We start from the raw sequence: 21,412 nt of genomic DNA on the forward strand, positions 1-21,412 counted from the left end.
GGCCCGCTGGCCGATCCCGCGGAGGCGGGGAGGAGCCCAGGCAACGGCCATTGTCCGGCACGACACAGCGAATTTCGTTCCACACAACGTGATGCGCCGCGGCGAGAAGTCGCTCGACACTTGCCATACACCCTCCCCTGCACCTCGCGCCGCTTCGTACGCTACCTGCAGACTCATCGGCCAGCGGAGTGGGAGTGCACATGACCGAACGCAGTGAGGTCACCGACAAACACAGCACCATGGTCATGGGACCGACGAAGGAGGTCACATGACCGAACGCAGTGAGGTCACCGACAAGCGCAGCAGCAGGTATGTCGCTGCCATCGACCAGGGCACCACGAGCACAAGGTGCATGGTCTTCGACCACTCCGGCCGGGTGGTGAGCGTGCATCAGCTCGAGCACGAGCAGATGTTTCCGCGGGCGGGCTGGGTCGAACACAACGCCGAAGAGATCTGGACCAACACCCGCGAGGTGACCGCGGGCGCACTGGCGCGGGCCGACATCAGTGCCGCCGACATCGCCGCGGTCGGCATCACGAACCAGCGTGAGACGGCCCTCGTCTGGGAGCGCGCGAGCGGCAAACCGGTCTATCCAGCAATCGTCTGGCAGGACACCCGTACCGACCGGATCTGTGAGCGGTTGGGCGCACTCGGAGGCGGCGCGGATCGCTACAAGGACAGGGTGGGCCTCCCGCTCGCGACGTACTTCTCGGGGCCGAAGGTGACCTGGATCCTCGAGAACGTCGAGGGTGCCCGGGAGAAGGCCGACCGTGGCGAACTGCTCTTCGGCACGATGGACACCTGGTTGCTGTGGAACATGACCGGTGGCCCCGACGGCGGTGTTCACCTCACCGACGTCACAAACGCGTCCCGCACGATGCTCATGGACCTCGCGACCCTGCGGTGGGATCCCGAGATCGCCGCGGACATGGGCATTCCGCTGTCGATGCTCCCGGAGATCCGGCCGTCGTCACAGGTGTACGCCGAAGTACGCAGGGGCGGCCTGCTCCCCGGAGTACCGATCGCGGGCGACCTCGGCGACCAGCAGGCGGCGACCTTCGGGCAGGTGTGTTTCGACGTGGGTACGGCGAAGAACACCTACGGCACCGGCAACTTCCTGCTCCTCAACACGGGTACCGAGCGGGTCAGGAGCGAGAACGGGCTCCTCACGACCGCCTGCTACCAGATCGGCGACGAGCCTTGCGTCTATGCCCTGGAAGGCTCGATCGCGGTCACCGGCGCGCTCGTGCAGTGGCTGCGTGACAACCTGGGACTGATCAGGAGCGCGTCGGAGATCGAGGAGCTGGCACGGTCGGTCGACGACAACGGCGGGGCGTACTTCGTTCCCGCGTTCTCCGGCCTCTTCGCGCCGTACTGGCGGTCGGACGCCCGTGGCGTCCTCGTCGGCCTGACCCGCTATGTCAACAAGGGGCACATCGCCCGTGCGACTCTGGAGGCGACCGCCTATCAGACCCGCGAGGTCGTCGATGCGATGAACGCCGACTCCGGCGTGGACCTCACCGAGCTCAAGGTCGACGGCGGCATGGTCGTGAACGAACTGCTCATGCAGTTCCAGGCCGACATCCTCGACGTGCCGGTGATCCGGCCGCGGGTCGCGGAGACGACGGCGCTGGGAGCCGCGTACGCCGCTGGTCTCGCGGTCGGCTTCTGGTCGAGCCAGGACGACCTGCGTAGCAACTGGCAGGAAGACAGGCGCTGGGCACCCGCGATGGACGCGAAGGTCCGCGAACGCGACTACGCGAGCTGGAAGAAGGCGGTCACCCGCACCTTCGACTGGATCGATCCGGAGGGCTAGCTCGACTGGATCGATCCGGAGGGCTAGCTCGACTGGGTCGATCCGGAGGGCTAGCTCGCCTGGTCGGCCAGGCTTGCGTACGCCGGGACGGGTGTTGACGCCTGGTCACGGTTCCGCGGGCCTGCTCAGCGTGGTCATTTGCGGCGAGGGCGGTTGGTCTCCGGTCGCCCAAGCCCGCCGGTAGAAGCCGGTGGAGACCGCTTGACAGGCCTGATCAGCCTTCGTAGCCTCGGCGAACCGTGAATCGTTTCACGGTGAATGGGGGAACGATGCGACGCGCGAAGCTCCCTCGACCTCGTCGCGAGGGTTGGCGTCACCGCGAGAACTCCGCGGCCTGGTTCATGCTTCTCCCCGCGTTCCTTCCCTATGCCGCGTTCGCACTGGTTCCCATCGCCTGGCTCATCTACTACAGCTTCCACCGGTGGAACGGCTTCACCGAGCCGACGTTCGTCGGTCTTGACAACTACGCCCGCGTAGGTCGGGACAGCCAGTGGTGGGAATCCGTCGTCACGACACTGCAGTTCACCGGCGGGCGCCTGGTGCTCGAGGTGCCGCTGGCGCTGGCGCTGGCGTACGCCTTCTTCCGCGGCGTGCGTGGTGGCACGATCCTGCGCACGATCTACTTCCTGCCCTACGTCCTCTCCCCCGCGATCATCGGCATCGTCTTCGGGTTCCTCCTGCGCCACATCGGCGGGCCGTTCAACCAGGTCCTGCTGGCGACCTGGCTCGTCGACTCCCCGGTCAACTTCCTCGGCGACGCGACGAACGCGCTGCTCAGCCTCATCGGCGTTGGCGTGTGGGCGCATGTCGGCATCAACATGCTGTTGTTCTTCGCCGGCATGATGACGATCCCGACCGAGCTCACCGAGAGCGCCGCGGTCGAAGGGGCCGGCGAGTGGCAGACGTTCCGGCACATCGTCCTGCCGATGCTCATGCCGGTCGCGCGGATCGTCGTCCTCATCTCCATCATCGGCATCCTGCGGTCGTTCGACCTGGTCAAGACACTCACCGACGGCGGCCCGGCGCGAGCGACCGACGTGATGTTCACCTACATCTACCGGTTCTTCTTCGAACCGACGGCGATCCCACAGATCGGGTACGCGGCCGCGCTGGGCGTGTCCGCGAGCGTGGTGGTCGGCGTCGTCTCGGTGGCGTACCTGCGTCTGGTCAGGAGGCAGGAGGCATGAGCGCGAGGAGCCACCACGGAGGCACGCCGACGTACGAGGTGTGCCGGAGTGAGGCACCGCAGCCGTCATGCGAAGGGGGAAGAGCATGAGCGCGAGGAGCCACCACGGAGGCACGCCGAGGTACGAGGTGTGCCGGAGTGAGGCACCGCAGCCGTCATGCGAAGGGGGAAGAGCATGAGCGCGAGGACCGAGGCTCCCGCAGGCGAGGAGCAACGGGTGTCCGCCGGAGCACACCGAGTCCCCGGCCGGCGACCACGACGTACACCAGCCGGATGGGTGCGGGTGAGTGTCCTCTGGATCCTGCTGACAGTGCTGGCTGCCGGCATGCTCATCCCGCTGGTCTTCGGACTGCTCGCCTCACTGTCACCGCTCGACCAGATCATCTCCACTCGCCCTGGACTCCTTCCGCGCACCTGGGAGTGGTCGAACTATCTCGATGCCTGGACACGGTCCAACTTCGCCCGCTACTTCCTCAACAGCGTCCTCGTCACCACGGGTGTCGTCGTCTTCGACACGTTCGCCTCCAGCATGTCCGGCTACGTGCTGGCGCGTAAACGCCTGCCGGGCCAACGGGTACTCGAAGCGGTCTACATGGCGACACTGTTCATCGGCCTCACGACCGCGATGCTCTATCCGCAGTACAAGATCGCCCGCGCGCTCGGCATCGACAACCTGCTGGGCATGACGTTCGTGGAGTACGCCGGAATCATGGTGATCCACGTCTATCTCGTCAAGGCGTTCGTCAGCGGCCTCGGCACGGAGATCGAGGACGCGGCCCGGGTCGACGGTTGCGGCTTCTTCGGCATCTACCGCCGCGTCGCCCTCCCCTTGATGGCACCGATCCTGGTGACCACCATCGTGCTCGGCTTCCAGGCGTCGTGGAACAACTACCAGGTGCCGTTGGCCTTCTCTCTCGCCGCGCCCGACCTGCGCACCCTGATCGTCGGAGTCTCAGCACTGCAGTACGACGCGGTGGAAGGAATGGCGGCCTACAACGTCGTGCTCGCCGGCGCCAACATGGCGCTGATCCCGATCGTGGTGGTATTCATCGTGCTGCAGCGCTTCTTCGTCCGCGGCTGGACCGAGGGAGCGGTGAAGGGATGAGCGGGCTTCCGGACCAGGGGGATCGACGGATGAGCGGGCTCCTCGCCGTCGACGGCCTGCCCTACCGCCTACTCGCCGGCTGGGTAGCTCTGCTCCGCGCCAGCCTGGTGTGGCTGCTGCTGTGCCTGCCGGTGGTGACGGCTCCCGCGGCCACCGTGGTGTTGGTGCGTACCGTCACGAGGATCGCGGACGGAACCTCCACGCCGACCCTCGCCGAGAGCTGGCAGGAGGCCCGCGCCTGCTTCGCTTCGGCCCTGCGCCTCGCCGTCGTCACCGTCGCGGGTTCGGTCGTCACGGCGTCCGCGCTACTCGGTCCCTCGCCCGGTGGCAGCTGGGGCGCCGTACTGCCGGTGGTCGTCGTCCCGGTTTCCGTGACCTGGTTGATCGCCGTCCAGTGGAGTTTCCCGCTGCTCGCGGTACGCGGGAACGGTGCGCGTGATGCGCTGCGTTGTTCGTACCTGCGCGCGATCCGGCGGCCCGATCTCGCCGCCCTGTGCGCGGTGGGGACGGCCGCGCTCCTCGTCGTCGGAGTCCTGCTACCGACCACGGTCTGGGTTCCGTACTGGCTCAGCGTTCCGGCGCTGTGGGCCTGGCTCGCCACCGTCACCAGCGGGCGCGCCACTCCACGCCCGGACGCGACCGTCAACGAGTTTTCCCAACGAAGGGAGACAACATGAGATTGCGCAGTGCTGCGGCGCTGACCGCGGCCGGACTCGTCGCGGCCCTCCTGGCCGCCTGCGGAGGTGACGGGGGGTCGACCGGTGACGGTTCGGACGGTGGGGACGTCAAGACCGTCGTGGTGTGGGACCGGGCCGGCGCCGAGGCGAGCGCGCGCCAGGCGTTCTTCAAGAAGTGGAACGCGAAGGAAGGGCGCGAGCTCGGCATCAAGGTGCGGTTCGAACCACAGGCGACCGAGAAGTACGAAGAAATCGTCCGGCTCGGCTTCCAGACAGAACGGTCGCCGGACATCTTCCACGCACCCAGCGCGCAGATGGGTGGCTTCGTCGCGGCGGGCTGGGTGCAGCCATTGGACGGCCTCGTCGACGACAAGCTCCTCGAAGACGCCGATCCGTACCTCCAGGACACCAGCGAGCTCGTGTGGGGCGGGCGGCCGTACGCGATCCCGACGACGACGTTCACCGTCCGGCTGGCCATCAACCGTGAGCTCTTCGAGAAGGCGGGGCTCGATCCGGATGACCCGCCGACGACGTTCTCCGAGGTCGAGGAGGCGGCACGGGCGATCACCAAGGCCGGCGGCGGCGATGCGTACGGCGTCGGTCTTCCGATGGGTTGGGTCGGCTTCCAGGGATGGACGCTCGACCTGCCGATCCTCTCCGCGTACGGTGACCTGGCGCAGAACGGCCTCTTCAACAAGTCCACGGGGAAATTCGAGTCCGAGAAGTACGCATCGAGCATCGAACACTTCCGCACCCTGATCAAGGACAAGACCGTCTATCCCGGTGCGGAGACGATGGACTATGACGTCTTCCTCTCGTCGTTCGCCGAGGGCAAGGTGGGCATGGTTCTCACCAGCGGGAGCATCGTCGGCGGACTTCAGCAGCTGGATTCGAAGGTCGACCTCGGCACCGGCCCGATTCCCGTTCCCGACGGCACGACCCAGGTCCGGTCGCCGATGAACGCGGGCTTCCCCGTTGCCATCTCCTCCAGGACTGAGGAACCGGAGGCCGCGGCGACGGTGTTCGGGGTGCTGGTCGGCCCGGAGATGCAGGAGACGCTCGCCAAGAACGGCATCCCGCCGCTGAGCGAGGAGGCATGGGACTCACCGGTCGCCAAGGAGAACGCCTCGCTGCAGCTGTTCCGGCCGACAGACAACGACCAGCAGTGGCCGAAGAATCCCGGCTCCGTGCTCAGCCTCGAAGGCAAGGACACAGCGACGACGGTCATCGGGTTGATCCTCGAGCCCGACACCGATGTGGACGCCGGGCTGGCCGAGCTGGCCACGCGGTACCAGAAGGCATGGGAGACCGGAGTCGAGAACGGCGAGATCGAACCCAAGGAGTTCGGCCGCTGACCTCGAGTCCGACCCGAGGGCACGGCCCCGGCTCGTCAGGGGGTATCTCGCCTTTCTAAGGCGAGATACCTCTGACGAGGAGGAGGTGCCTACCAGTGGCCGCGGTGGACTACGTGGTCGGAGCTGCGGCGGCCGCGTTTCAGTGACGGTGAAGGCCGGTCCGGCGCCCGATGGCCGAGCGCCACGACACCGATCGGCGTGTGGTCCTCAGGTACGCCGAACTCCTTCCGGAAGGCGGCTGTGCGCTCAGGCGGGATCCCGAAGAAGCAGGCGCCGAGACCCTCGTCGGTGACGGTGAGCAGCATGAGCAGGGCCGCCATGCCGGTGTCGACGTGCCAGTACGGCACCGGCCATCGGGTCTCGTCGCGATCGGTCCAGCCCTTGTCGGTTTCGGCGTACCGGTCGAGGTAGGCCCGTTTGCACGACAGCGCCACCACCAGCACTGGCGCCCGTCGCATGCCCTCCGACCACGCGTCCGAGCCGCCGCCCGGCGGGGTCGTCGCGGCCCAGAACCGGTCGATCCCCTCCGAAGTGTCGAGCACGAGGAAGGCCCAACCCTGGCTGAACCCCGCCGACGGCGCGCGGATCGCATTGTCGAGGATCCGCTCGACGGCGGCGGGATCGACCGGCCGGGAGGGATCGAAGTTGCGGACCATCCGGCGCTTGCGTACGACCTCGGAGAACTCCATACGGACCAGCCTGCCCGAGCCACGCCCAGCGGTGGTCCTCAGCCCTTGTGTTGGTCGTTTCATCGCGAGGTGGGGCGAAGCTCTCCGCGGTCGTCGAGCTCTCTGATCAGCTCGGGAAAGTCCATCTTCTGGATGCGGGTCACTCCCGCCTCGCCAGCGAGCTCGTGCCGCAACTCCGGTTGCCGGTGTTAGAACACCAATGCGATGTAGGCCGCCCCCGGATTCACCGCGAGCCCGGTGACGCCGAGCCTTGTACTGTTTCGACGGGTACGGTCGATCCTGGCGACCCAGTTCTCCTCGCCATTGTCCGGACGAATGCTCGGCTCAGCCACAGCGAGCCCCACCCGAGGCGCCCCTTGGGCGGTTGGTCGAATCTCACTGATCCACTCCCATGCGTAGAAGCAGCATGCGAACCGCGACCAGTGGTAGATGCCTTCGGGGCTCATGCCTACGCCAAGTGCTCCGCGCTTCCTCACCAGGCGGCCGAGGGTGGACCACCCCAGTGCCAAGAGTCCGAAGATCGGCATAGCCGGCGCCCAGGCGCGGAGCCTGGCATCTCGCCACGTGCCATCCGAGGGCACCAGATCCATCAACCACGGAAAGAGCAGCAATGCCAGCGACAGGACGAGGCATGCAATAGTCACCAGCGCTGTCGTCGCTTTCAGGTTCGGCATGATGAGACCAGATCCGCCCGTGCGTTAACGGATCTGAAAGACGGCCCCGCTTCCCCGATGTCCACACGTCCCTGTCGTGACGTAGGCACTGATGCCGAGGAAAGCTACCACCACGACAAACAAAAGCAGCAGGAACGAAAGCCACGGGTTGCCTGCAGCAAATACGGAAACCGACAAGAGGAGCATCAGAACGACGAAAACTATCAAGCCGCCCAAGATGGTGCTTCCCTGATTGCGGAAGTGTCTCCAGATCATTGGCCACGGGACATACATGTTGGTAGCTCTCTGTATCGCGTTCAACGTGGGAGGGTCTGACGCCCAGGATCGAGGTTCTGTTCTGTGTCGAGGAGTTTGTCGCGGGCGGTCCGGCCGTTGTCATAGACCCAGTCGGCACCTTGAGACGCCAAGAAACTGATCCCCGTAACGATGAGTGCCACCGCCCAGCCGGGAGGTCCCGCTGCAGCCCTTGATAGCCACCACACCGTACTTGCCCCGGCGCCGACGCCGACACCGGTGGTGAGGACGACACGCTGGGGTGGGCTTCCGCTGCAGAGGTCGTATGCGGCTCCGGTGAGGGTGAGGATCGGCCCGCCGACCGTGAGGACCCGCGCCGTCAGTCCGTACGGGCGGTGTCCGGTGAGAACGGGCGAAGGTGCCGGACGCTTGCTGAGGAGGAGCGCCACAGCCGAGGAGTGATGCGTGTCGTGCTGGCGAACGAGCTCGGCAGCGCTCTCTTTGACCAGATCGCCGGCGACAAAGGTCCATTGGTTCCAGTCATAGCTCTGGTCACCGATCATCTTCTCGCCGACCTTCACGTAAGCATCCTCGACGAGTTCCTCGACCCTGCGATAGATCTCCCTTCGCGCAGTGAAGTAGCCGTTCAGCGCCTCCGGCGTGTTGTTCTCCGGCTGACCGTCAATGCACTCCCCGAGCATCGGCGCGCAGATCCAGCCACCTTCTCTCCTCAAGCGGTTCACGTCGGCGAGCCGGTCCGCCTCTGCCATCTGCACTTCGGGGTACTCGAGGACATCGGCGATCTCGTCGAGCAGGTCGGCCCGCCTCCTGATCGCAGCCGAGAAGGCGTCCATCTTCTGATGCCCAGTGGCAAGCCGGGGTCCGGCACCGGTCGTCCACAGGCCGTGCCGCGCAAGTACGGGGCATGACGGCGCCGGCACGCATCCGCCTGTGGGGAGAATGGCGCATGGCCGAAGGCGTTGGACAGCATGCCCGAAGGTGACACCGTCTGGCTTTCCGGGCGCAGGCTGCATGCTGCCCTGGCCGGGCGGAGGCTCACGGCCGCTGAGCTGCGGGTGCCTCAGCATGCGACCGACGATCTCACCGGCCGCCTGGTACGCGAAGTAGTGTCGCGCGGCAAGCACCTGCTGACCCGGATCGAGCCCGATCTGACCCTCCACACCCATCTCGGCATGGAAGGGACGTGGCGGATCGAACGGGCCGGCACGCGATGGCCCGGCACTCGCGAGCCGGTGCGGGTGATCCTCGCCAACCAGGCGGCGGTCGCCATCGGGCGACGGCTGGCTCGGGTGGACCTTCTCGCCACCGCCGACGAGGCGACGGTCGTCGGCCATCTGGGGCCGGATCTGCTGGGACGTGACTGGGACGCCGACGAGGCTGTCCGCAGGCTTTCGGTCGAACCCGACCGTCCGATCGGCGAGGCCGTCCTCGACCAGGGAAACCTCGCCGGCATCGGAAGCCTCTATCGCACCGAGCTGCTGTTTCTGCGCGGCGTCCACCCGCTGACACCGGTGCGCGACGCCGGCGACCTGTCGCGGATGGTGCGCCTGGCCAGACAGCTGCTCTGGACCAACCGCGACCATCCCGAGCAGGCGACGACCGGCAACCTACGCCGGGGACACCAGCACTGGGCGTATGGACGTGCGGGCGAACCCTGTCGCCGATGCCGGACACCGATCCGGCGCGGCGAGATCGGCCCAGCGGGCCAGGAGCGCGTGGTCTACTGGTGCCCGTCGTGCCAGCCCGCCCGGTCGCAGTGAGCGCAGGGCACCCGGGCCGGGCGGCAGTGGATCGCCAGGGGGATGGCAGCCCAGCGCGCGGAATGCTGGCGCCGGCCTCAGCCTGTTCTGACAGGAGAGCATGCGCTGGACTCGAGGGCGCGTACGCGGTCTCCGTCGATCAGCAGGCCGCGAACGGCGCCGTTGTTGTCTTCCCGCAGCTCCGCGGAGAAGGTCAAGGGGATCCGCTGCGGTGTGCAGGCAGTATTCCCCGTCGGGTAGGTCTGCTGGCATTGGCAGGGGCTGACCGGTAGCGAGGACCTGTACACGTCGGCCACCCCACCGAGATTGCCTGGATGGCGTCGGCACCTTCGCACTTGCCATAGCGCCGCGGGATCGACGCCCACCGCGCACCAGGCAACCGCCGGCTGTCGCGAAGGCAGCCGCACGATCAGCGGACCGTCGCCGAGGCCTGCCTTGCCGTGCGGGCGAGGGCTCGTGTGCCCGACCAGCGTCAGGCGGCGACCACCACGGCGCGGTGTGCGTTGGCGGCCTCGACGGGGGTGTCGTCGATCTGTCCCGATTCGATCCTGGCCTTGTCGACATGTGCCGGCTCGATCCGGGACTTGTCGATTCGGCGGGTCTCGATCTGGCTCGTCTCGATTCGACGGCCCTCGATTCGCTTGCCCTCGATGAGCTTGGTGTCGAGGGGCGCTTCGATCCGCTTCGCGGTGACCTTTGTGATCGTCGACGACGGGACGGTCGCCGGGACCAGCGGGGTCTCGATCTTGTCGATCTCGTCGCTGACCTCGCGGAGCACGTCGGACAGGGGCACCTCGAGAGCGGCACAGATCGCGGCCAGGAGCTCGCTCGAGGCCTCCTTCTGCCCGCGCTCGACCTCGGAGATGTAGCCCAGGCTCACCCGGGCGTCGACGGAGACCTCGCGGAGGGTGAGCCCCTGCCGCAGGCGCTGGCGGCGTAGAACGCCACCCAGCAGGTGACGAACCAGGACCATGGGCGCTCCCCTCTCATCTCCAGGCCGGAAGCCCGAAACCGTCGCAGACGCGGCGCGACCGGACGTGTGCGTTTCCCCAAGCTGCACCCACCGTACCCGGGATCTGTTCGCCATGACGACACCGCACCGCCTACGGTCCGCTCAGATGCGTACGCTCATGGCGTAGATCACGACCTTGCGTTGTCGCGCACTACGGTGTCGGCGAGCATCTCCAACGCGGCCGCGACGGCGGATCCGCGGATAGTGTCCCGATCGCCGGACAGCTGGTACCGGCGTACGACAGGCGCTCCGGGTCCCACACAGCAAACGTCGACGGTGCCCACGGGCTGCTCGCCATGAGCCTCCGGTCCCGCTACGCCGGTGGTGGCGAGGCCGTAGTCGGCGCCCAGTCGGTCCCGCGCGCCGACCGCCATCGCCTGCGCCGTGGCCGGATGCACCGGACCGTGCCGCTCCAACACCTCGTCGGGTACGCCGAGCAGGGCCGCCTTCAGGTCGACGGAGTACGCCACCACGCCGCCGCGGAAGACCTTCGACGAGCCCGCCCGGGACGTGAGGGCGGCAGCCACCAGACCACCGGTGAGCGACTCGGCGGTCGCGACCGTGGCACCAACCCTGCCCAGCAGGTCATGACAACGGCCGGCCAGGTCACCGACGGGCGGAGGGCTCAACTCCGCCCACTCTGCCGGAGCCGGAGCGCGCGGATGACGTAGTCCAAGCCGGTGATGACGGTCAGCGCGACGGCGAACCCCATGGTCAGCTCAGCCAGCAGCCTGGGCAGACCCTCCAGCGGGAGCAGATACAGGCTGATCGCGACCGTCTGCAGCAGAGTTTTGGCCTTGCCGCCAGGACTCGCGGAGATGACGCCGTAACGGATCACCCAGAACCGCAGCACCGTGATGCCGAACTCACGGACCAGCACGAGCGCCGTGATCCACCAGGCGAGCTCGCCGAGTAGCGACAGCCCGACCAGGGCCGCGCCGACCAGAGCCTTGTCGGCGAGTGGGTCCGCGACCTTCCCGAAGTCGGTCACCAGACCGCGACGCCGCGCCAGCTCTCCGTCGAACTTGTCGGTGAGTGCCGCGAACACGAAGACGCCGAAGGCGACATAGCGCAGGGAGGTGTCGCCCGGCTCGGCGCTGGTGAAGAGCAACCAGCAGAAGATGGGTACGAGGGCGATCCGCAGGACAGTGACGGCGTTGGCGACGTTCCACGCGCTCACACGGCGTTCAGACACCTGAGTCACCCGCGATCTCCTCCAGCCGGCACCGAGGCCAGTTCCGCTTCCGGATGACCGTCGTCCGGCGGCAGGGCCGACGCGATCAGGTCAACCCCGTCGGTGTCGACGACGCGGGCACGCACCAGGTCACCGACCGTCGCCGACACCACACCGTCGAGGCGGGTGGTGCCGTCGACCTCGGGTCCCTGGTGGGCGGCACGTCCTTCGACACCACCGTCACCGGCGCTCTCCACGAGTACGTCGACGAGCTCGCCGATCCGGTCCTCCGCGCGTTGCGCGGTGAGCTCCTCGGCCAGCTCGGTCACCCGCTGGACCCTGGACGCGATCTCGTCCTCGTCGAGCTTGCCGGAGTATGCCGCCGCCTCCGTATTGTCCTCGTCGGAGTAGCCGAAGACCCCCACAACATCCAGCCGCGCCGCCTGGAGGAACTCGCACAGCTCGTCGAAGTCCTCCGCCGTCTCGCCGGGAAAGCCGACGATGACATTGCTGCGGACGCCAGCGGTCGGGTGGGCGGCCCGGATCTGGTCGATCAGCGCGAGGAACCGTGCGGTGTCGCCGAAGCGCCGCATCCGCCGCAGGATCGTCGGACTGGCGTGCTGGAACGACAGGTCGAAGTACGCCGCCACCCCGGGCGTCGAGGTCATCGCCTCGACCAGACCGGGCCGCATCTCCGCCGGCTGAAGGTAGGACACCCGGACCCGGGAGATCCCCTCGACGGCGGCGAGCTCAGGCAGCAGGTGGCTCTCGAGGAGGCGGAGGTCGCCAAGGTCCTTGCCGTAGGACGTGGAGTTCTCGCTCACCAGGAAGAGCTCGCGGACGCCCTGGTCCGCGAGCCACCGTGCTTCGGTGAGGATCTCTGTGGGTGGGCGGGAGAGGAAGGCACCGCGGAACCGGGGGATCGCGCAGAACGTGCACCTTCGGTCGCATCCGGACGCGAGCTTCAGCGGGGCCATCGGGCCGGTCCCGAGGCGGCGGCGGTAGACCCGTGGCCCGGCCGCCGGTGCGATGCCGTCGGGCAGGTCCGGTCCCGTGCCGACATCTCCCGTGCCGACATCTCCCGCGCCAACGGCTGGCGTCGGATGACCGCGGGTGCCCGAATCACTGTCCGGACGTACGACGGCATGCCCAGGCACGGCGACTCCCCCAGTCGCGGCTCCGCCGGTCGCGGCTCCCCCGCGCGCGGCCGGGGTGAGCGGGAGCAGCTTGCGGCGGTCCCGGGGCGTGTGCGCCACGTGCGATTCGCCGGCGAGAACGCCTCGGAGCCGGCTCGCGATGTCGGGGTAGTCGTCGAAGCTGAGGACCGCGTCGGCCTCGGGCAGCGCCTCGGCAAGCTCCTCGCCGTAGCGCTCGGCGAGGCAGCCGACGGCGACGACGGCCTGCGTACGCCCCGCGTCCTTGAGGTCGGCAGCCGCGAGCAGCTGGTCGACGGAGTCCTTCTTCGCCGCCTCGACGAAGCCGCAGGTGTTCACGACCACGGCGTCGGCGTCCGCGGCGTCGTCGACGAGCGCGAACCCCGCCCCCGCGAGGCGGCCGGCCAGCTCCTCGGAGTCGACCTCGTTGCGGGCGCAACCGAGAGTCACCATGGCGACGGTGACCGGTGCCACCGTCGTCGGGGTCGTCGTGCCCTCCGCGGTGGAGGTGGCGCCGGGACGAGTCATCGGCGCCCATCTTTCCGTACCACCGCTCGTGCGGCTAATCCCCAGTCCACCGGGCCTCGCATATCGGACAAATCGAGCTCCGCCAAGGCACCCGCGCTCGCTCAGCGCCCGATGCTCTCCAGCATCCCGCGGATGTAGCCGAGCGCGAACAGTCGTCCGTAGAGGGAGTAGCCGGGATGCGCGTTGCTGTCGCCCTCGACCGTCGGCACATGGTCGGGACGCATCGGCCCGTCGAAGCCCACCTCGTGATAGGTACGCAGGCAGTCGAGCAGGTCAGTCGGCCCGTCGTCGTGCCAGGTCTCCACGAAGTCGACAACCGTGCCGCGGACGTCGCGGAAGTGGACGAAGAAGATCTTCTCCTGCCGGCCGAACTTCTTGATCACTGCCGGAATGTCATCGGTCATCAACCGGAAGTTCCCCTGGCACAGGGTGATCCCGTTGACCGGACTGGGCACGAGGTCGAGCAACCGCTGGTAGTTGTCGACGCTGCGCATGATCCGGCCGACGCCGCGGATCGGCGAGAGCGGCGGGTCGTCAGGGTGCATGGCAAGCTTGACGTTCGCCTGCTCGGCCACCGGAACGACCCGGCGCAGGAAGTACTCCAGCGTCTCCCAGAGCGTCTCCTCGCTGAGCGGCCCCGCTTCGGCAGGTGGAGCGGCCTGCATCAACGCGTGGTCGTAGCCGCTCACCAACGAGCCACCACGCGACGGGACGGCGGTATTGGTCCGCAACCAGTTGAAGTCGCTCATCCACTCGTAGCACCAGACCGGGATGCCGAGCCGGCCCATGTTCTCGATCAGCGTGCAAACAGCGTCGATCTCCTCGTCACGGCCCGGCAGCCCTCGCTTCGCCTTGACCAGCGGCGGTCTGGCCTCGATGGCGGCGAGCCCCAGCCCTGCACTTTCGTACCGCTGCTTCATCGACAGCAGCGGCGCGTAGTCCCAGGGCTGGTCCGTGCCCCGCCGGTCCGGTCCGTTGGTCTGCGGAAGTCCGCCGATCGCCCACTCGACACCCGCCTGGACGACGAGCCGGCGCAGTGTCGACGAGTCCGGACCGGGTGGAACCATCTCCGCGAGCTTCATGGCGTACTCCTCGTTCTGCAGGTTCGGCAGGACTTCGGAGGTCCGGCAACCCTGGCGGACCCGGGGAGGATCAGGTGTCGTGGGTCCAGCCGAGGAGTTTGGCGGCCTTGCCGCAGTCGTAGAACCCGGCGTGGCCTTCCAGGGACCGACGGAGTGGAACATCCGGGTAGAACCGTGACCGCAGCTCCGCCGACGGCACCGACGTCGTTGTCGTGGGCGCGACGACGAAGAACGCCTCGTGGCCGGTGAAGTCGGCGGTCAACGCCGACAGGAACGCCCTGGCGACGGCATGGATGTCGACCCAGCCCCACAAATGCCGCGCCTCCGTCCGAAGCCGGTCCTCGGAGGGTTCCTCCTCCGCGCGCGGCCGGATCCGCGGGTGCTCGGCCCGGGCACCGTGCAGGCGGATGCTTGCGATCGAGAGGTCCGGGTGGAGGCGGGCCATCGCGTCGGCCTGCTGCTCGCCGAGCCACTTCGACAGGCTGTACGCATCCTCGGCGTAGCTCGGATGGTCCTCGTCGACCGGGAAGTAGTCGAACCTCGGCGCCCGGCTGTAGTAGCCGCCGATCGCGTTGATGCTGGACGCCCACGCCATCCGGCGGATACCGACCTCGGCAGCGGCCAGGAAGGCGTGGTAGCTGCCGAGGACATTGTTGGCGTGAACGTCGGCTGCCTGCCTCCCCCACGGACTCGGGATCGCCGCGAGGTGGATCAGCGCGTCGCAGCGGTCGATCTGCGCGGTGAACGCCTCGAGATCGGTGACGTCGAGCCAGGCGACAGGCGGTGCGGCGTCGGTCGTCCCGTCCGGCGTGACGAACGTCGACGGGGTCACGGGGGTGGCATCCGCGGCCGGCCCGGGATCGGGTGGTGCCGCTGTCGCGCGATCAAGGGCAACGACCTCGTGACCACCGGCGAGCGCGGCCGCCACCACCGCGGTTCCGATCCTGCCGCTCGCACCGGTGACGGCGATCCGCAAGCCGCTCTCCTCCATGATCATGGTCCCGGTCATGTCGTCGTGAAGGACTCTACAGCCCGACAACCCCGGCGATTTCTTCGAAGGCGGGCACGGACACCGTGCCGCGTGCGGCAGCCCGCTCCGGCGAAGGTCCCACGACGGTGGCCGGATGTCCTGGCGCAGGTATCCAGAACGCCCTCGGCACCTGGGACGAATTCCCCCGTCCGCCGGTCCCTCGAAGGGGGCACTGTTGACGACGGGTAGCCGCGGTCCGGCGCACCGCCCGCCACCCGGCCCTCCCCCGAATTCGGCGCCAGAGGTGTTCCGATCGTGACGCCATACTCCTTCAGGCTCTATGTGGCCGGACAGACCGAACGGACCGAGGCGGCGGTCCGGGACCTGCGCTGGCTGTGCGAGTCGGCGCTTCCCGGTCGCTACGAACTCGAGATCATCGACGTGGTCGAACGCCCGGACCTCGCCGAGAGCGAAGGCATTCTGATCGCACCGACCGTCGTCCGGCTGATGCCACTCCCGCAGCGCTGGGCTTTCGGGGACCTCTCGGACCGGCACCGCACATCGGCCGCCCTCGGATTTCCCGTCATGGAGGAGGCCGGATCGGGCGGTGACCGCTGGTGAACCAGGACCAGCGCCACCTCGCTCGTGTCCCGACAGGTATCAGGGGGTTCGACGAGCTTGCCCTCGGCGGGCTTCCCGCGGGTCGTTCCACCCTGGTGACCGGGACCGCGGGCAGCGGCAAGACGCTGTTCGCGCTGGAGTTCCTGGCCCGGGGAATCCAGCGATTCGACGAGCCCGGGGTCTTCGTCACCTTCGAGGAGAACCCGGACGACGTCCGTACCAACGCGGCGTCGCTCGGGCTCGACGTCGAGACGTGGGAGAAGGAAGGCAAGTGGGCGTTCGTCGACGCCTCCCAGGACAAGGCCAGGCGTGCCGCCCACCTGGGCCCCTATGACTTCGGACCGCTGATCGCCCGCATCGAACATGCCATCCGCAAGACCGACGCCCACCGGGTGGCGCTGGACTCGATGGCCGCGATCCTCACCCGGTTCACTGACGTCGGTGACGTCCGAGACGAACTGTTCCGCGTCGCCTCGGCGCTCGACGACCTCGGTGTCGTCACGGTGATCACCGCGGAGAAGTCCGAGGAGTACGACACGACGTCACGTCACGGCGTCGAGGAGTTCGTCCACAGCAACGTCATCACGATGCGCAACGTGCTCGAACACGAACGGCGCCGCCGCACCATCGAGATCCTCAAGTTCCGTGGCGCTCCCCACCGCACCGGCGAGTGGCTCTTCGCCATCGATCCGAACGAAGGGATCCTCGTCCTCCCCCTGGCCTTCGTTCCCGCCCGTCACCGCGCCTCGCGGGTGCGCATCTCCTCCGGAATCCGGGAACTGGACGTCATGTGTGGCGGCGGATTCTTCCAGGACGCCCTTGTGCTGCTCACCGGTCCGACCGGCGCGGGCAAGACCCTGACCTGCCTGCAGTATGCGAGTGCCGCTGTCGAGGCCGGCGAGCGTTGCCTTTTCTACAGCTTCGACGAGGCCCGTGAGCAGCTTGGCCGCAGCGCCGCCAGCTGGGGCATCGATCTCGATGCGATGGAGAGGTCGGGGAACCTGAAGGTGGTCGCGAAGTACCCGGAGATGTCGTCGCTTGAAGACCACTTCAGCCAGCTACGGCATGCGATCGCCGACTTCGATCCGGCCAGACTCGTCATCGACACCCTGTCGGCGCTCGAACGGGTGGCCACACCGCGCACCCTGCTGGATTTCCTCACCGGACTGGGCTCGGTCCTGCGCCAGCGCGACATCACCACGCTCCTCACCGCGCTGCCTCCTGACCGTGCCCGGCTCATGACAACGGGTTCAGCCGCGATCGAGGTCGCGGGTCTCACCGACGTCACGATCCGCCTGCACTACTTCGAGGCCGCCGGGGAGAACCAGCGCACCGTCAGCGTCGTCCAGGCACGTGGCACCGCACACGACGAACGCGTCCGCAGGGTCACGATCGACGAGACCGGCCTCCACATCGGCCGACCGGTGAGCGAGGAGTCCGGGTGGGTCGACGCCGACGGCGGCCCAGGCGTACGCACCGACGGAGACGAGGACGCGGTCTCATGAGCGGCATCAGAGACCGGCGACCAGGCGTGCCGCAGCCCGCGGCCCAGCCGACGTCCGGCCCGGATCAGGTGCATCGGGGTGGGCCGCACCCGCCTGACGACGCCGCTCAGGTGGTCGAGGACAGGGTCGGCGAAAGTGTTGCCGAAGGGGCCGAGGAAGAGCTCGCCGAGACGATGCCGACGGCTACGGTGGACCAGGACGCGGGACAGGTGGCCGTGAGTGCTACACCGGACGGAATCATCGCGATCGGTACGGACGGCATCATCCGGTTCTGCAACCCCGCGGCCGCGACGTTGCTGGGCCGCCGGGTCCACGATCTGATCGGCGCTCCGGTCGGCTTTCCCATCGTCCCGCACGGGTCGAGCGAGATCGACGTGGTGAGGCCCGACGGTCGGGCCTCCGCAGTCGAGATCCAGATCACCACCGCCGCGTGGGGCAACGAGTTGCTCTACATCGCGGCGATGCGTGATGTCACCCATCGCCGGCACGCGGTACGCACCCTCCAGGCCGCCCTCGACCAGCGCGATGTCGTGATCGCTGTGACGGCCCACGAACTCAACGACCCGCTCTACGCCATCGCCCTGTCCCTCCGGCTCCTGCGTACCGCCAGCGGCAAGGACGAGCGTGACGAGCTCATCGACCGCATCGCCGAACGTACCGAACACCTGCAGACGCTCGTCAACAAGCTGCGGACCGCCTCGAAGATCGACGCGCAGACCTCGCAGGTGAGCGCCGAGCCGGTCAACGTGCTGGAGTTCGTCCTCGAACGGCTGGGGGCGTTCGACCGGCGGTACCAGGACGTCGAGCTGGCGTGCAGCCCCGACACCGTCGTTCTCGTCGACCGGCACACCTTCTCTGAGATGCTCGCCAACTATCTCGACAACGCGCTCGCCTATGGGCAGCCACCCATCGAGGTGGAGGTCAGCGAGGAGGGCGACGACGACGTGGAGATTCGCATCCGCGACCACGGACCAGGCGTGCCCAAGGAGTTCGAGCCCCACCTCTTCGAACGCTTCAGGAGGGGGCCGGATGCTCGCCAGCACGCCGACGGCACCGGTCTGGGGCTGTGGATCGTGCGCAATCTCGCCCACGCCAACGGCGGCGAAGCGTGGTACGAGCCGGACGACGATCGCCCGAGCTTCTGCCTCCGGCTCCCCCGGGCACCTGGTCAGGAGTCAATGGAGCCGACTCCGCAGCCGGGGCGGAGAGAACGCGTCAGTCGGAGTCGCCGCGCAGGGTGAGGAGGAACTCCTCCAGATCGTCGGGCTTGACCAGGACGTCGCGCGCCTTCGACCCCTCGCTCGGCCCGACGACCCCCCGACTCTCCAGGATGTCCATCAACCGCCCAGCCTTGGCGAACCCGACCCGGAGCTTGCGCTGCAGCATCGAGGTCGACCCGAACTGGGTCGACACGATCAGCTCCGCGGCCTGGACGACGAGGTCCATGTCGTCGCCGATCTCGTCGTCGAGCTCCTTCTTGGCACCCGGTGCCGCGGTGACGTCCTCACGGTAGGTGGGCGTGAGCTGCACCTTGCAGTGGTCGACGACCTTGCGGATCTCGGCTTCGGTGACCCAGGCACCCTGGATCCGGATCGGCTTGTTCGCGCCCATCGGCAGGAACAGACCGTCGCCCTGACCGACCAACTTCTCCGCGCCGGGCTGGTCGAGGATGACCCGGCTGTCGGCCATGCTGGACGTCGCGACCGCCAACCGGGACGGCACGTTGGCCTTGATGAGCCCGGTCACGACGTCGACCGAGGGTCGCTGGGTGGCGAGCACCAGGTGGATGCCGGCGGCCCGGGCGAGCTGGGTGATGCGGACGACGGAGTCCTCCACGTCGCGGGGAGAGACCATCATCAGGTCGGCGAGCTCGTCGACGATGACGAGGAGGTAGGGGTACGGCGTGAGTACCCGTTCGCTGCCGGGCGGAGGCTTCGCTTTCCCCGTGCGTACGGCCTTGTTGAAGTCGTCGATGTGCCGGAACCCGAACGCGGCAAGGTCGTCGTAGCGCCGGTCCATCTCCGACACGACCCACTGCAACGCCTCGGCGGCCTTCTTGGGATTGGTGATGATCGGCGTGATGAGATGCGGGATCCCGTCGTACGCCGTCAACTCCACCCGCTTCGGATCGACCAGGATCAACCGCACCTCGTCCGGCGTCGACCGCATGAGGATCGAGCTGATCATCGAGTTGATGAAGCTCGACTTGCCGGAGCCGGTCGCTCCCGCCAGCAACAGGTGCGGCATCTTCGCGAGGTTCGCGACGACGAAACCGCCCTCGACGTCCTTGCCGAGCGCGACGACCATCGGGTGGTGGTCACCGCGTGCGACGCTCGAGCGCAGCACGTCGCCGAGGCTGACGATCTCCTTGTCGGTGTTGGGGATCTCGACACCGATCGCGGACTTGCCGGGGATCGGGGACAGGATCCGCACTTCGTTACTCGCCACGGCGTAGGAGATGTTCCTGGTGAGCGCGGTGACCTTCTCGACCTTGACGGCGGGGCCGAGCTCGACTTCGTAGCGGGTGACCGTCGGCCCGCGGGTGTAGCCCGTCACCTGCGCGTCGATGTCGAACTGTTCGAGCACCTCGGTGAGTTTGTCGACGACCTTGTCCGACGCCTTCGAGCGGGCCTTGTGCGGCGAGCCGGGCGCGAGGACGTCTCCGGCGGGCAGGACGTAGGTCACGTCACCGGAGAGCGCCAGCTGCTCGACCCGCTGCGGCAGCGGGCTGTGTGCGGGTGCCTCGCCGGACTTGCCGCCGGACTTGCCGGCCTTGCCTTCGCTCCTTGACTCGGCGGTCGCGGCGGCTACCTCGCCGTCGGCGGCAGGGTCGGTGTCGTCAGCGGCGGTCGCGCCCTTCTTTCCGCGTTTGGCGATCTCGCGGCCTTCCAGGACCGGACTGTCGTAGGGCTTGTCGCCGGTCTCGTCGTCGTCATCCGCACCGGAGCTCGACTTGGCCATCGCGGCGATCCGGCGGCGCGCGGACCGGGACCGGCGCAGCGGCTGGGTCTGCTTGGCGTCCTCGTCGACGCTGGTCTGGTCGGCGGCGCTGTCCCCGGCCTGCGCGGCAGCAGCCTTGGGGTTGACCTTCGCCCACAGTTCCCGGCTGCGCTCGGGCAGGGCGTGTACCGGCGTACCACCCAGCACCAGGAGCCCGAAGAGCGTCAGGAGCACGAGCAGGGGCACGGCGACGTACGGAGTGAGCAGGTCGGAAGGTACCGATGACATGACATAACCGATCGCGCCACCTGCACCGACGAGGTCCTCGATTCCCTTCTCCGGCCGCGGAATGCCGTGCTGGATGTGGACGAGGCCGAGGACGCCGCCGAGGATCGCGACCCAGCCGATGAACTGCCGCCCGCCGGGACCGTTGCGGTCGGGGTGGCGCAGCGTCCGCCACGCGACGAGCAGGAGCAGGATCGGGATCGCCCAGGCGAGTGAGCCGACACTGCCGGACACGACGACCCTGATGCCGTCGCCCACGTCGTTGGGCATGTTCCACCACACGGCGGATGCGACGACGATCGCCAGACCGACGAAGAGCATGCCCACACCGTCGCGTCGCAGTTCGGGATCGAGCTCGCGGGCACTGGAACCGATCCGCCGGACGATGGCGCCGATCAGGTGCGCGATGCCGAGCCAGATGCCGGCGACCAGCCGGACCAGCGCCGTGGCGGCGCGCCCGAGGAGGCTCCCCTGGCGGGCGGGTGGGCGGCGGGACTGGGTCATCCGCGTCCTGCCCTGTCCCCTGCCGCGTCCCTTGTTAGCTTTCGCACGGGAACGGGACGTGCTCGCCGAGCGTGCCTGAGCACGTCGTGGGGGCGAGGACGTACGGGGAGACATAGAGAG

18 protein-coding genes and 1 pseudogene are annotated in these 21,412 nt (G+C 68.1%); 9 read left to right on the forward strand and 10 right to left on the reverse strand.

Going from position 1 to position 21,412, the window contains the following annotated elements:
* Positions 1 to 268: 268 nt before the first annotated feature.
* The 5 genes from glpK to ABN034_RS03775 all read left to right on the forward strand — a co-directional run bounded on the left by glpK (position 269) and on the right by ABN034_RS03775 (position 6,139).
* The gene (glpK, locus tag ABN034_RS03755) at positions 269 to 1,816 is read left to right on the forward strand and encodes a glycerol kinase GlpK (protein WP_349689546.1); all 1,548 of its coding nucleotides are present in this window, start codon (positions 269 to 271) and stop codon (positions 1,814 to 1,816) included.
* A 269-nt stretch (positions 1,817 to 2,085) separates the two neighbouring features.
* Positions 2,086 to 3,003 carry a carbohydrate ABC transporter permease gene (locus tag ABN034_RS03760; RefSeq protein ID WP_349689547.1) on the forward strand — a complete coding sequence of 306 codons (918 nt, stop codon included), beginning with the start codon at positions 2,086 to 2,088 and terminating at the stop codon, positions 3,001 to 3,003.
* Between the two features lie 174 nt (positions 3,004 to 3,177).
* Complete coding sequence (locus tag ABN034_RS03765) at positions 3,178 to 4,107, forward strand: carbohydrate ABC transporter permease (protein WP_349689548.1); 930 nt, start codon at positions 3,178 to 3,180, stop codon at positions 4,105 to 4,107.
* Positions 4,104 to 4,784: a YesL family protein gene (locus ABN034_RS03770; RefSeq protein WP_349689549.1), complete on the forward strand. Its 681-nt coding sequence runs from the start codon at positions 4,104 to 4,106 to the stop codon at positions 4,782 to 4,784. Before ABN034_RS03765 ends, ABN034_RS03770 begins: the two co-directional genes overlap by 4 nt.
* On the forward strand, positions 4,781 to 6,139 hold the full coding sequence (locus tag ABN034_RS03775; RefSeq protein ID WP_349689550.1) for an ABC transporter substrate-binding protein: 1,359 nt from the start codon (positions 4,781 to 4,783) through the stop codon (positions 6,137 to 6,139). The genes ABN034_RS03770 and ABN034_RS03775 overlap by 4 nt, the downstream gene beginning before the upstream one ends.
* An 89-nt stretch (positions 6,140 to 6,228) precedes the next feature.
* On the opposite strand, the gene ABN034_RS03780 is transcribed toward ABN034_RS03775, so the two are convergent.
* The 3 genes from ABN034_RS03780 to ABN034_RS03790 all read right to left on the reverse strand — a co-directional run bounded on the left by ABN034_RS03780 (position 6,229) and on the right by ABN034_RS03790 (position 8,590).
* The gene (locus ABN034_RS03780; RefSeq protein WP_349689551.1) at positions 6,229 to 6,828 is read right to left on the reverse strand and encodes a nitroreductase family protein; all 600 of its coding nucleotides are present in this window, start codon (positions 6,826 to 6,828) and stop codon (positions 6,229 to 6,231) included.
* A gap of 188 nt (positions 6,829 to 7,016) precedes the next feature.
* Positions 7,017 to 7,502 (reverse strand): hypothetical protein, encoded by a 486-nt coding sequence (locus tag ABN034_RS03785; protein ID WP_349689552.1) that lies wholly within the window; start codon positions 7,500 to 7,502, stop codon positions 7,017 to 7,019.
* Positions 7,503 to 7,798: 296 nt separating this feature from the next.
* A complete protein-coding gene (locus ABN034_RS03790; protein WP_349689553.1) occupies positions 7,799 to 8,590 on the reverse strand; it encodes a hypothetical protein in 792 nt (263 codons plus the stop codon).
* 135 nt (positions 8,591 to 8,725) lie between these two features.
* Between ABN034_RS03790 and ABN034_RS03795 the strand changes: the two genes are divergently transcribed.
* A complete protein-coding gene (locus ABN034_RS03795; RefSeq protein ID WP_349689554.1) occupies positions 8,726 to 9,517 on the forward strand; it encodes a DNA-formamidopyrimidine glycosylase family protein in 792 nt (263 codons plus the stop codon).
* A 739-nt stretch (positions 9,518 to 10,256) separates the two neighbouring features.
* Here the strand turns inward: ABN034_RS03795 and ABN034_RS03800 are convergent.
* The 6 genes and pseudogenes from ABN034_RS03800 to ABN034_RS03825 form a co-directional block, all read right to left on the reverse strand.
* Positions 10,257 to 10,490: pseudogene (locus ABN034_RS03800) on the reverse strand (helix-turn-helix domain-containing protein); the annotation flags it as partial.
* 167 nt (positions 10,491 to 10,657) lie between these two features.
* On the reverse strand, positions 10,658 to 11,158 hold the full coding sequence (locus tag ABN034_RS03805; RefSeq protein ID WP_349689555.1) for a CinA family protein: 501 nt from the start codon (positions 11,156 to 11,158) through the stop codon (positions 10,658 to 10,660).
* Entirely contained in the window at positions 11,155 to 11,733 is a 579-nt protein-coding gene (gene pgsA, locus ABN034_RS03810; protein WP_349689556.1) for a CDP-diacylglycerol--glycerol-3-phosphate 3-phosphatidyltransferase, read from the reverse strand. The genes ABN034_RS03805 and pgsA overlap by 4 nt, the downstream gene beginning before the upstream one ends.
* A complete protein-coding gene (gene rimO / locus ABN034_RS03815; protein ID WP_502878950.1) occupies positions 11,730 to 13,385 on the reverse strand; it encodes a 30S ribosomal protein S12 methylthiotransferase RimO in 1,656 nt (551 codons plus the stop codon). The genes pgsA and rimO overlap by 4 nt, the downstream gene beginning before the upstream one ends.
* A gap of 101 nt (positions 13,386 to 13,486) precedes the next feature.
* Positions 13,487 to 14,467: a mannonate dehydratase gene (locus ABN034_RS03820; protein ID WP_349689557.1), complete on the reverse strand. Its 981-nt coding sequence runs from the start codon at positions 14,465 to 14,467 to the stop codon at positions 13,487 to 13,489.
* Positions 14,468 to 14,537: 70 nt separating this feature from the next.
* Positions 14,538 to 15,476 (reverse strand): NAD-dependent epimerase/dehydratase family protein, encoded by a 939-nt coding sequence (locus ABN034_RS03825; protein ID WP_349689558.1) that lies wholly within the window; start codon positions 15,474 to 15,476, stop codon positions 14,538 to 14,540.
* A gap of 276 nt (positions 15,477 to 15,752) precedes the next feature.
* Here ABN034_RS03825 and ABN034_RS03830 point away from each other — a divergent pair, with 276 nt between their 5' ends.
* Genes ABN034_RS03830 through ABN034_RS03840 form a run of 3 tightly spaced genes read left to right on the forward strand, consistent with a single transcriptional unit; the run spans position 15,753 to position 18,804 of the window.
* Positions 15,753 to 16,058, forward strand: a complete 306-nt coding sequence (locus tag ABN034_RS03830) for a circadian clock KaiB family protein (RefSeq protein ID WP_349689559.1) — start codon at positions 15,753 to 15,755, stop codon at positions 16,056 to 16,058.
* A complete protein-coding gene (gene kaiC / locus ABN034_RS03835) occupies positions 16,055 to 17,563 on the forward strand; it encodes a circadian clock protein KaiC (RefSeq protein ID WP_349689560.1) in 1,509 nt (502 codons plus the stop codon). The genes ABN034_RS03830 and kaiC overlap by 4 nt, the downstream gene beginning before the upstream one ends.
* On the forward strand, positions 17,560 to 18,804 hold the full coding sequence (locus tag ABN034_RS03840; RefSeq protein ID WP_349689561.1) for a PAS domain-containing sensor histidine kinase: 1,245 nt from the start codon (positions 17,560 to 17,562) through the stop codon (positions 18,802 to 18,804). Before kaiC ends, ABN034_RS03840 begins: the two co-directional genes overlap by 4 nt.
* Here ABN034_RS03840 and ABN034_RS03845 read toward each other — a convergent pair.
* The gene (locus ABN034_RS03845) at positions 18,779 to 21,406 is read right to left on the reverse strand and encodes an FtsK/SpoIIIE family DNA translocase (RefSeq protein WP_502878951.1); all 2,628 of its coding nucleotides are present in this window, start codon (positions 21,404 to 21,406) and stop codon (positions 18,779 to 18,781) included. The genes ABN034_RS03840 and ABN034_RS03845 overlap by 26 nt on opposite strands.
* Positions 21,407 to 21,412: the final 6 nt, after the last annotated feature.

Source organism: Actinopolymorpha sp. B11F2 (assembly GCF_040195635.1).
In the GTDB taxonomy this organism is placed as follows: Bacteria; Actinomycetota; Actinomycetes; order Propionibacteriales; family Actinopolymorphaceae; genus Thermasporomyces.

What these genes read in the sequence shown, in the direction of transcription:
- ABN034_RS03790 (WP_349689553.1), bottom strand. Translation starts at nt 8,590, where the DNA reads ATGGACGCCTTCTCGGCTGCGATCAGGAGGCGGGCCGACCTGCTCGAC.
- glpK (WP_349689546.1), top strand. Translation starts at nt 269, where the DNA reads ATGACCGAACGCAGTGAGGTCACCGACAAGCGCAGCAGCAGGTATGTC.
- rimO (WP_502878950.1), bottom strand. Translation starts at nt 13,385, where the DNA reads ATGACTCGTCCCGGCGCCACCTCCACCGCGGAGGGCACGACGACCCCG.
- ABN034_RS03770 (WP_349689549.1), top strand. Translation starts at nt 4,104, where the DNA reads ATGAGCGGGCTTCCGGACCAGGGGGATCGACGGATGAGCGGGCTCCTC.
- ABN034_RS03845 (WP_502878951.1), bottom strand. Translation starts at nt 21,406, where the DNA reads ATGTCTCCCCGTACGTCCTCGCCCCCACGACGTGCTCAGGCACGCTCG.
- ABN034_RS03765 (WP_349689548.1), top strand. Translation starts at nt 3,178, where the DNA reads ATGAGCGCGAGGACCGAGGCTCCCGCAGGCGAGGAGCAACGGGTGTCC.
- ABN034_RS03780 (WP_349689551.1), bottom strand. Translation starts at nt 6,828, where the DNA reads ATGGAGTTCTCCGAGGTCGTACGCAAGCGCCGGATGGTCCGCAACTTC.
- ABN034_RS03825 (WP_349689558.1), bottom strand. Translation starts at nt 15,476, where the DNA reads ATGACCGGGACCATGATCATGGAGGAGAGCGGCTTGCGGATCGCCGTC.
- ABN034_RS03795 (WP_349689554.1), top strand. Translation starts at nt 8,726, where the DNA reads ATGCCCGAAGGTGACACCGTCTGGCTTTCCGGGCGCAGGCTGCATGCT.
- ABN034_RS03840 (WP_349689561.1), top strand. Translation starts at nt 17,560, where the DNA reads ATGAGCGGCATCAGAGACCGGCGACCAGGCGTGCCGCAGCCCGCGGCC.
- ABN034_RS03820 (WP_349689557.1), bottom strand. Translation starts at nt 14,467, where the DNA reads ATGAAGCTCGCGGAGATGGTTCCACCCGGTCCGGACTCGTCGACACTG.
- ABN034_RS03785 (WP_349689552.1), bottom strand. Translation starts at nt 7,502, where the DNA reads ATGCCGAACCTGAAAGCGACGACAGCGCTGGTGACTATTGCATGCCTC.
- ABN034_RS03775 (WP_349689550.1), top strand. Translation starts at nt 4,781, where the DNA reads ATGAGATTGCGCAGTGCTGCGGCGCTGACCGCGGCCGGACTCGTCGCG.
- ABN034_RS03760 (WP_349689547.1), top strand. Translation starts at nt 2,086, where the DNA reads ATGCGACGCGCGAAGCTCCCTCGACCTCGTCGCGAGGGTTGGCGTCAC.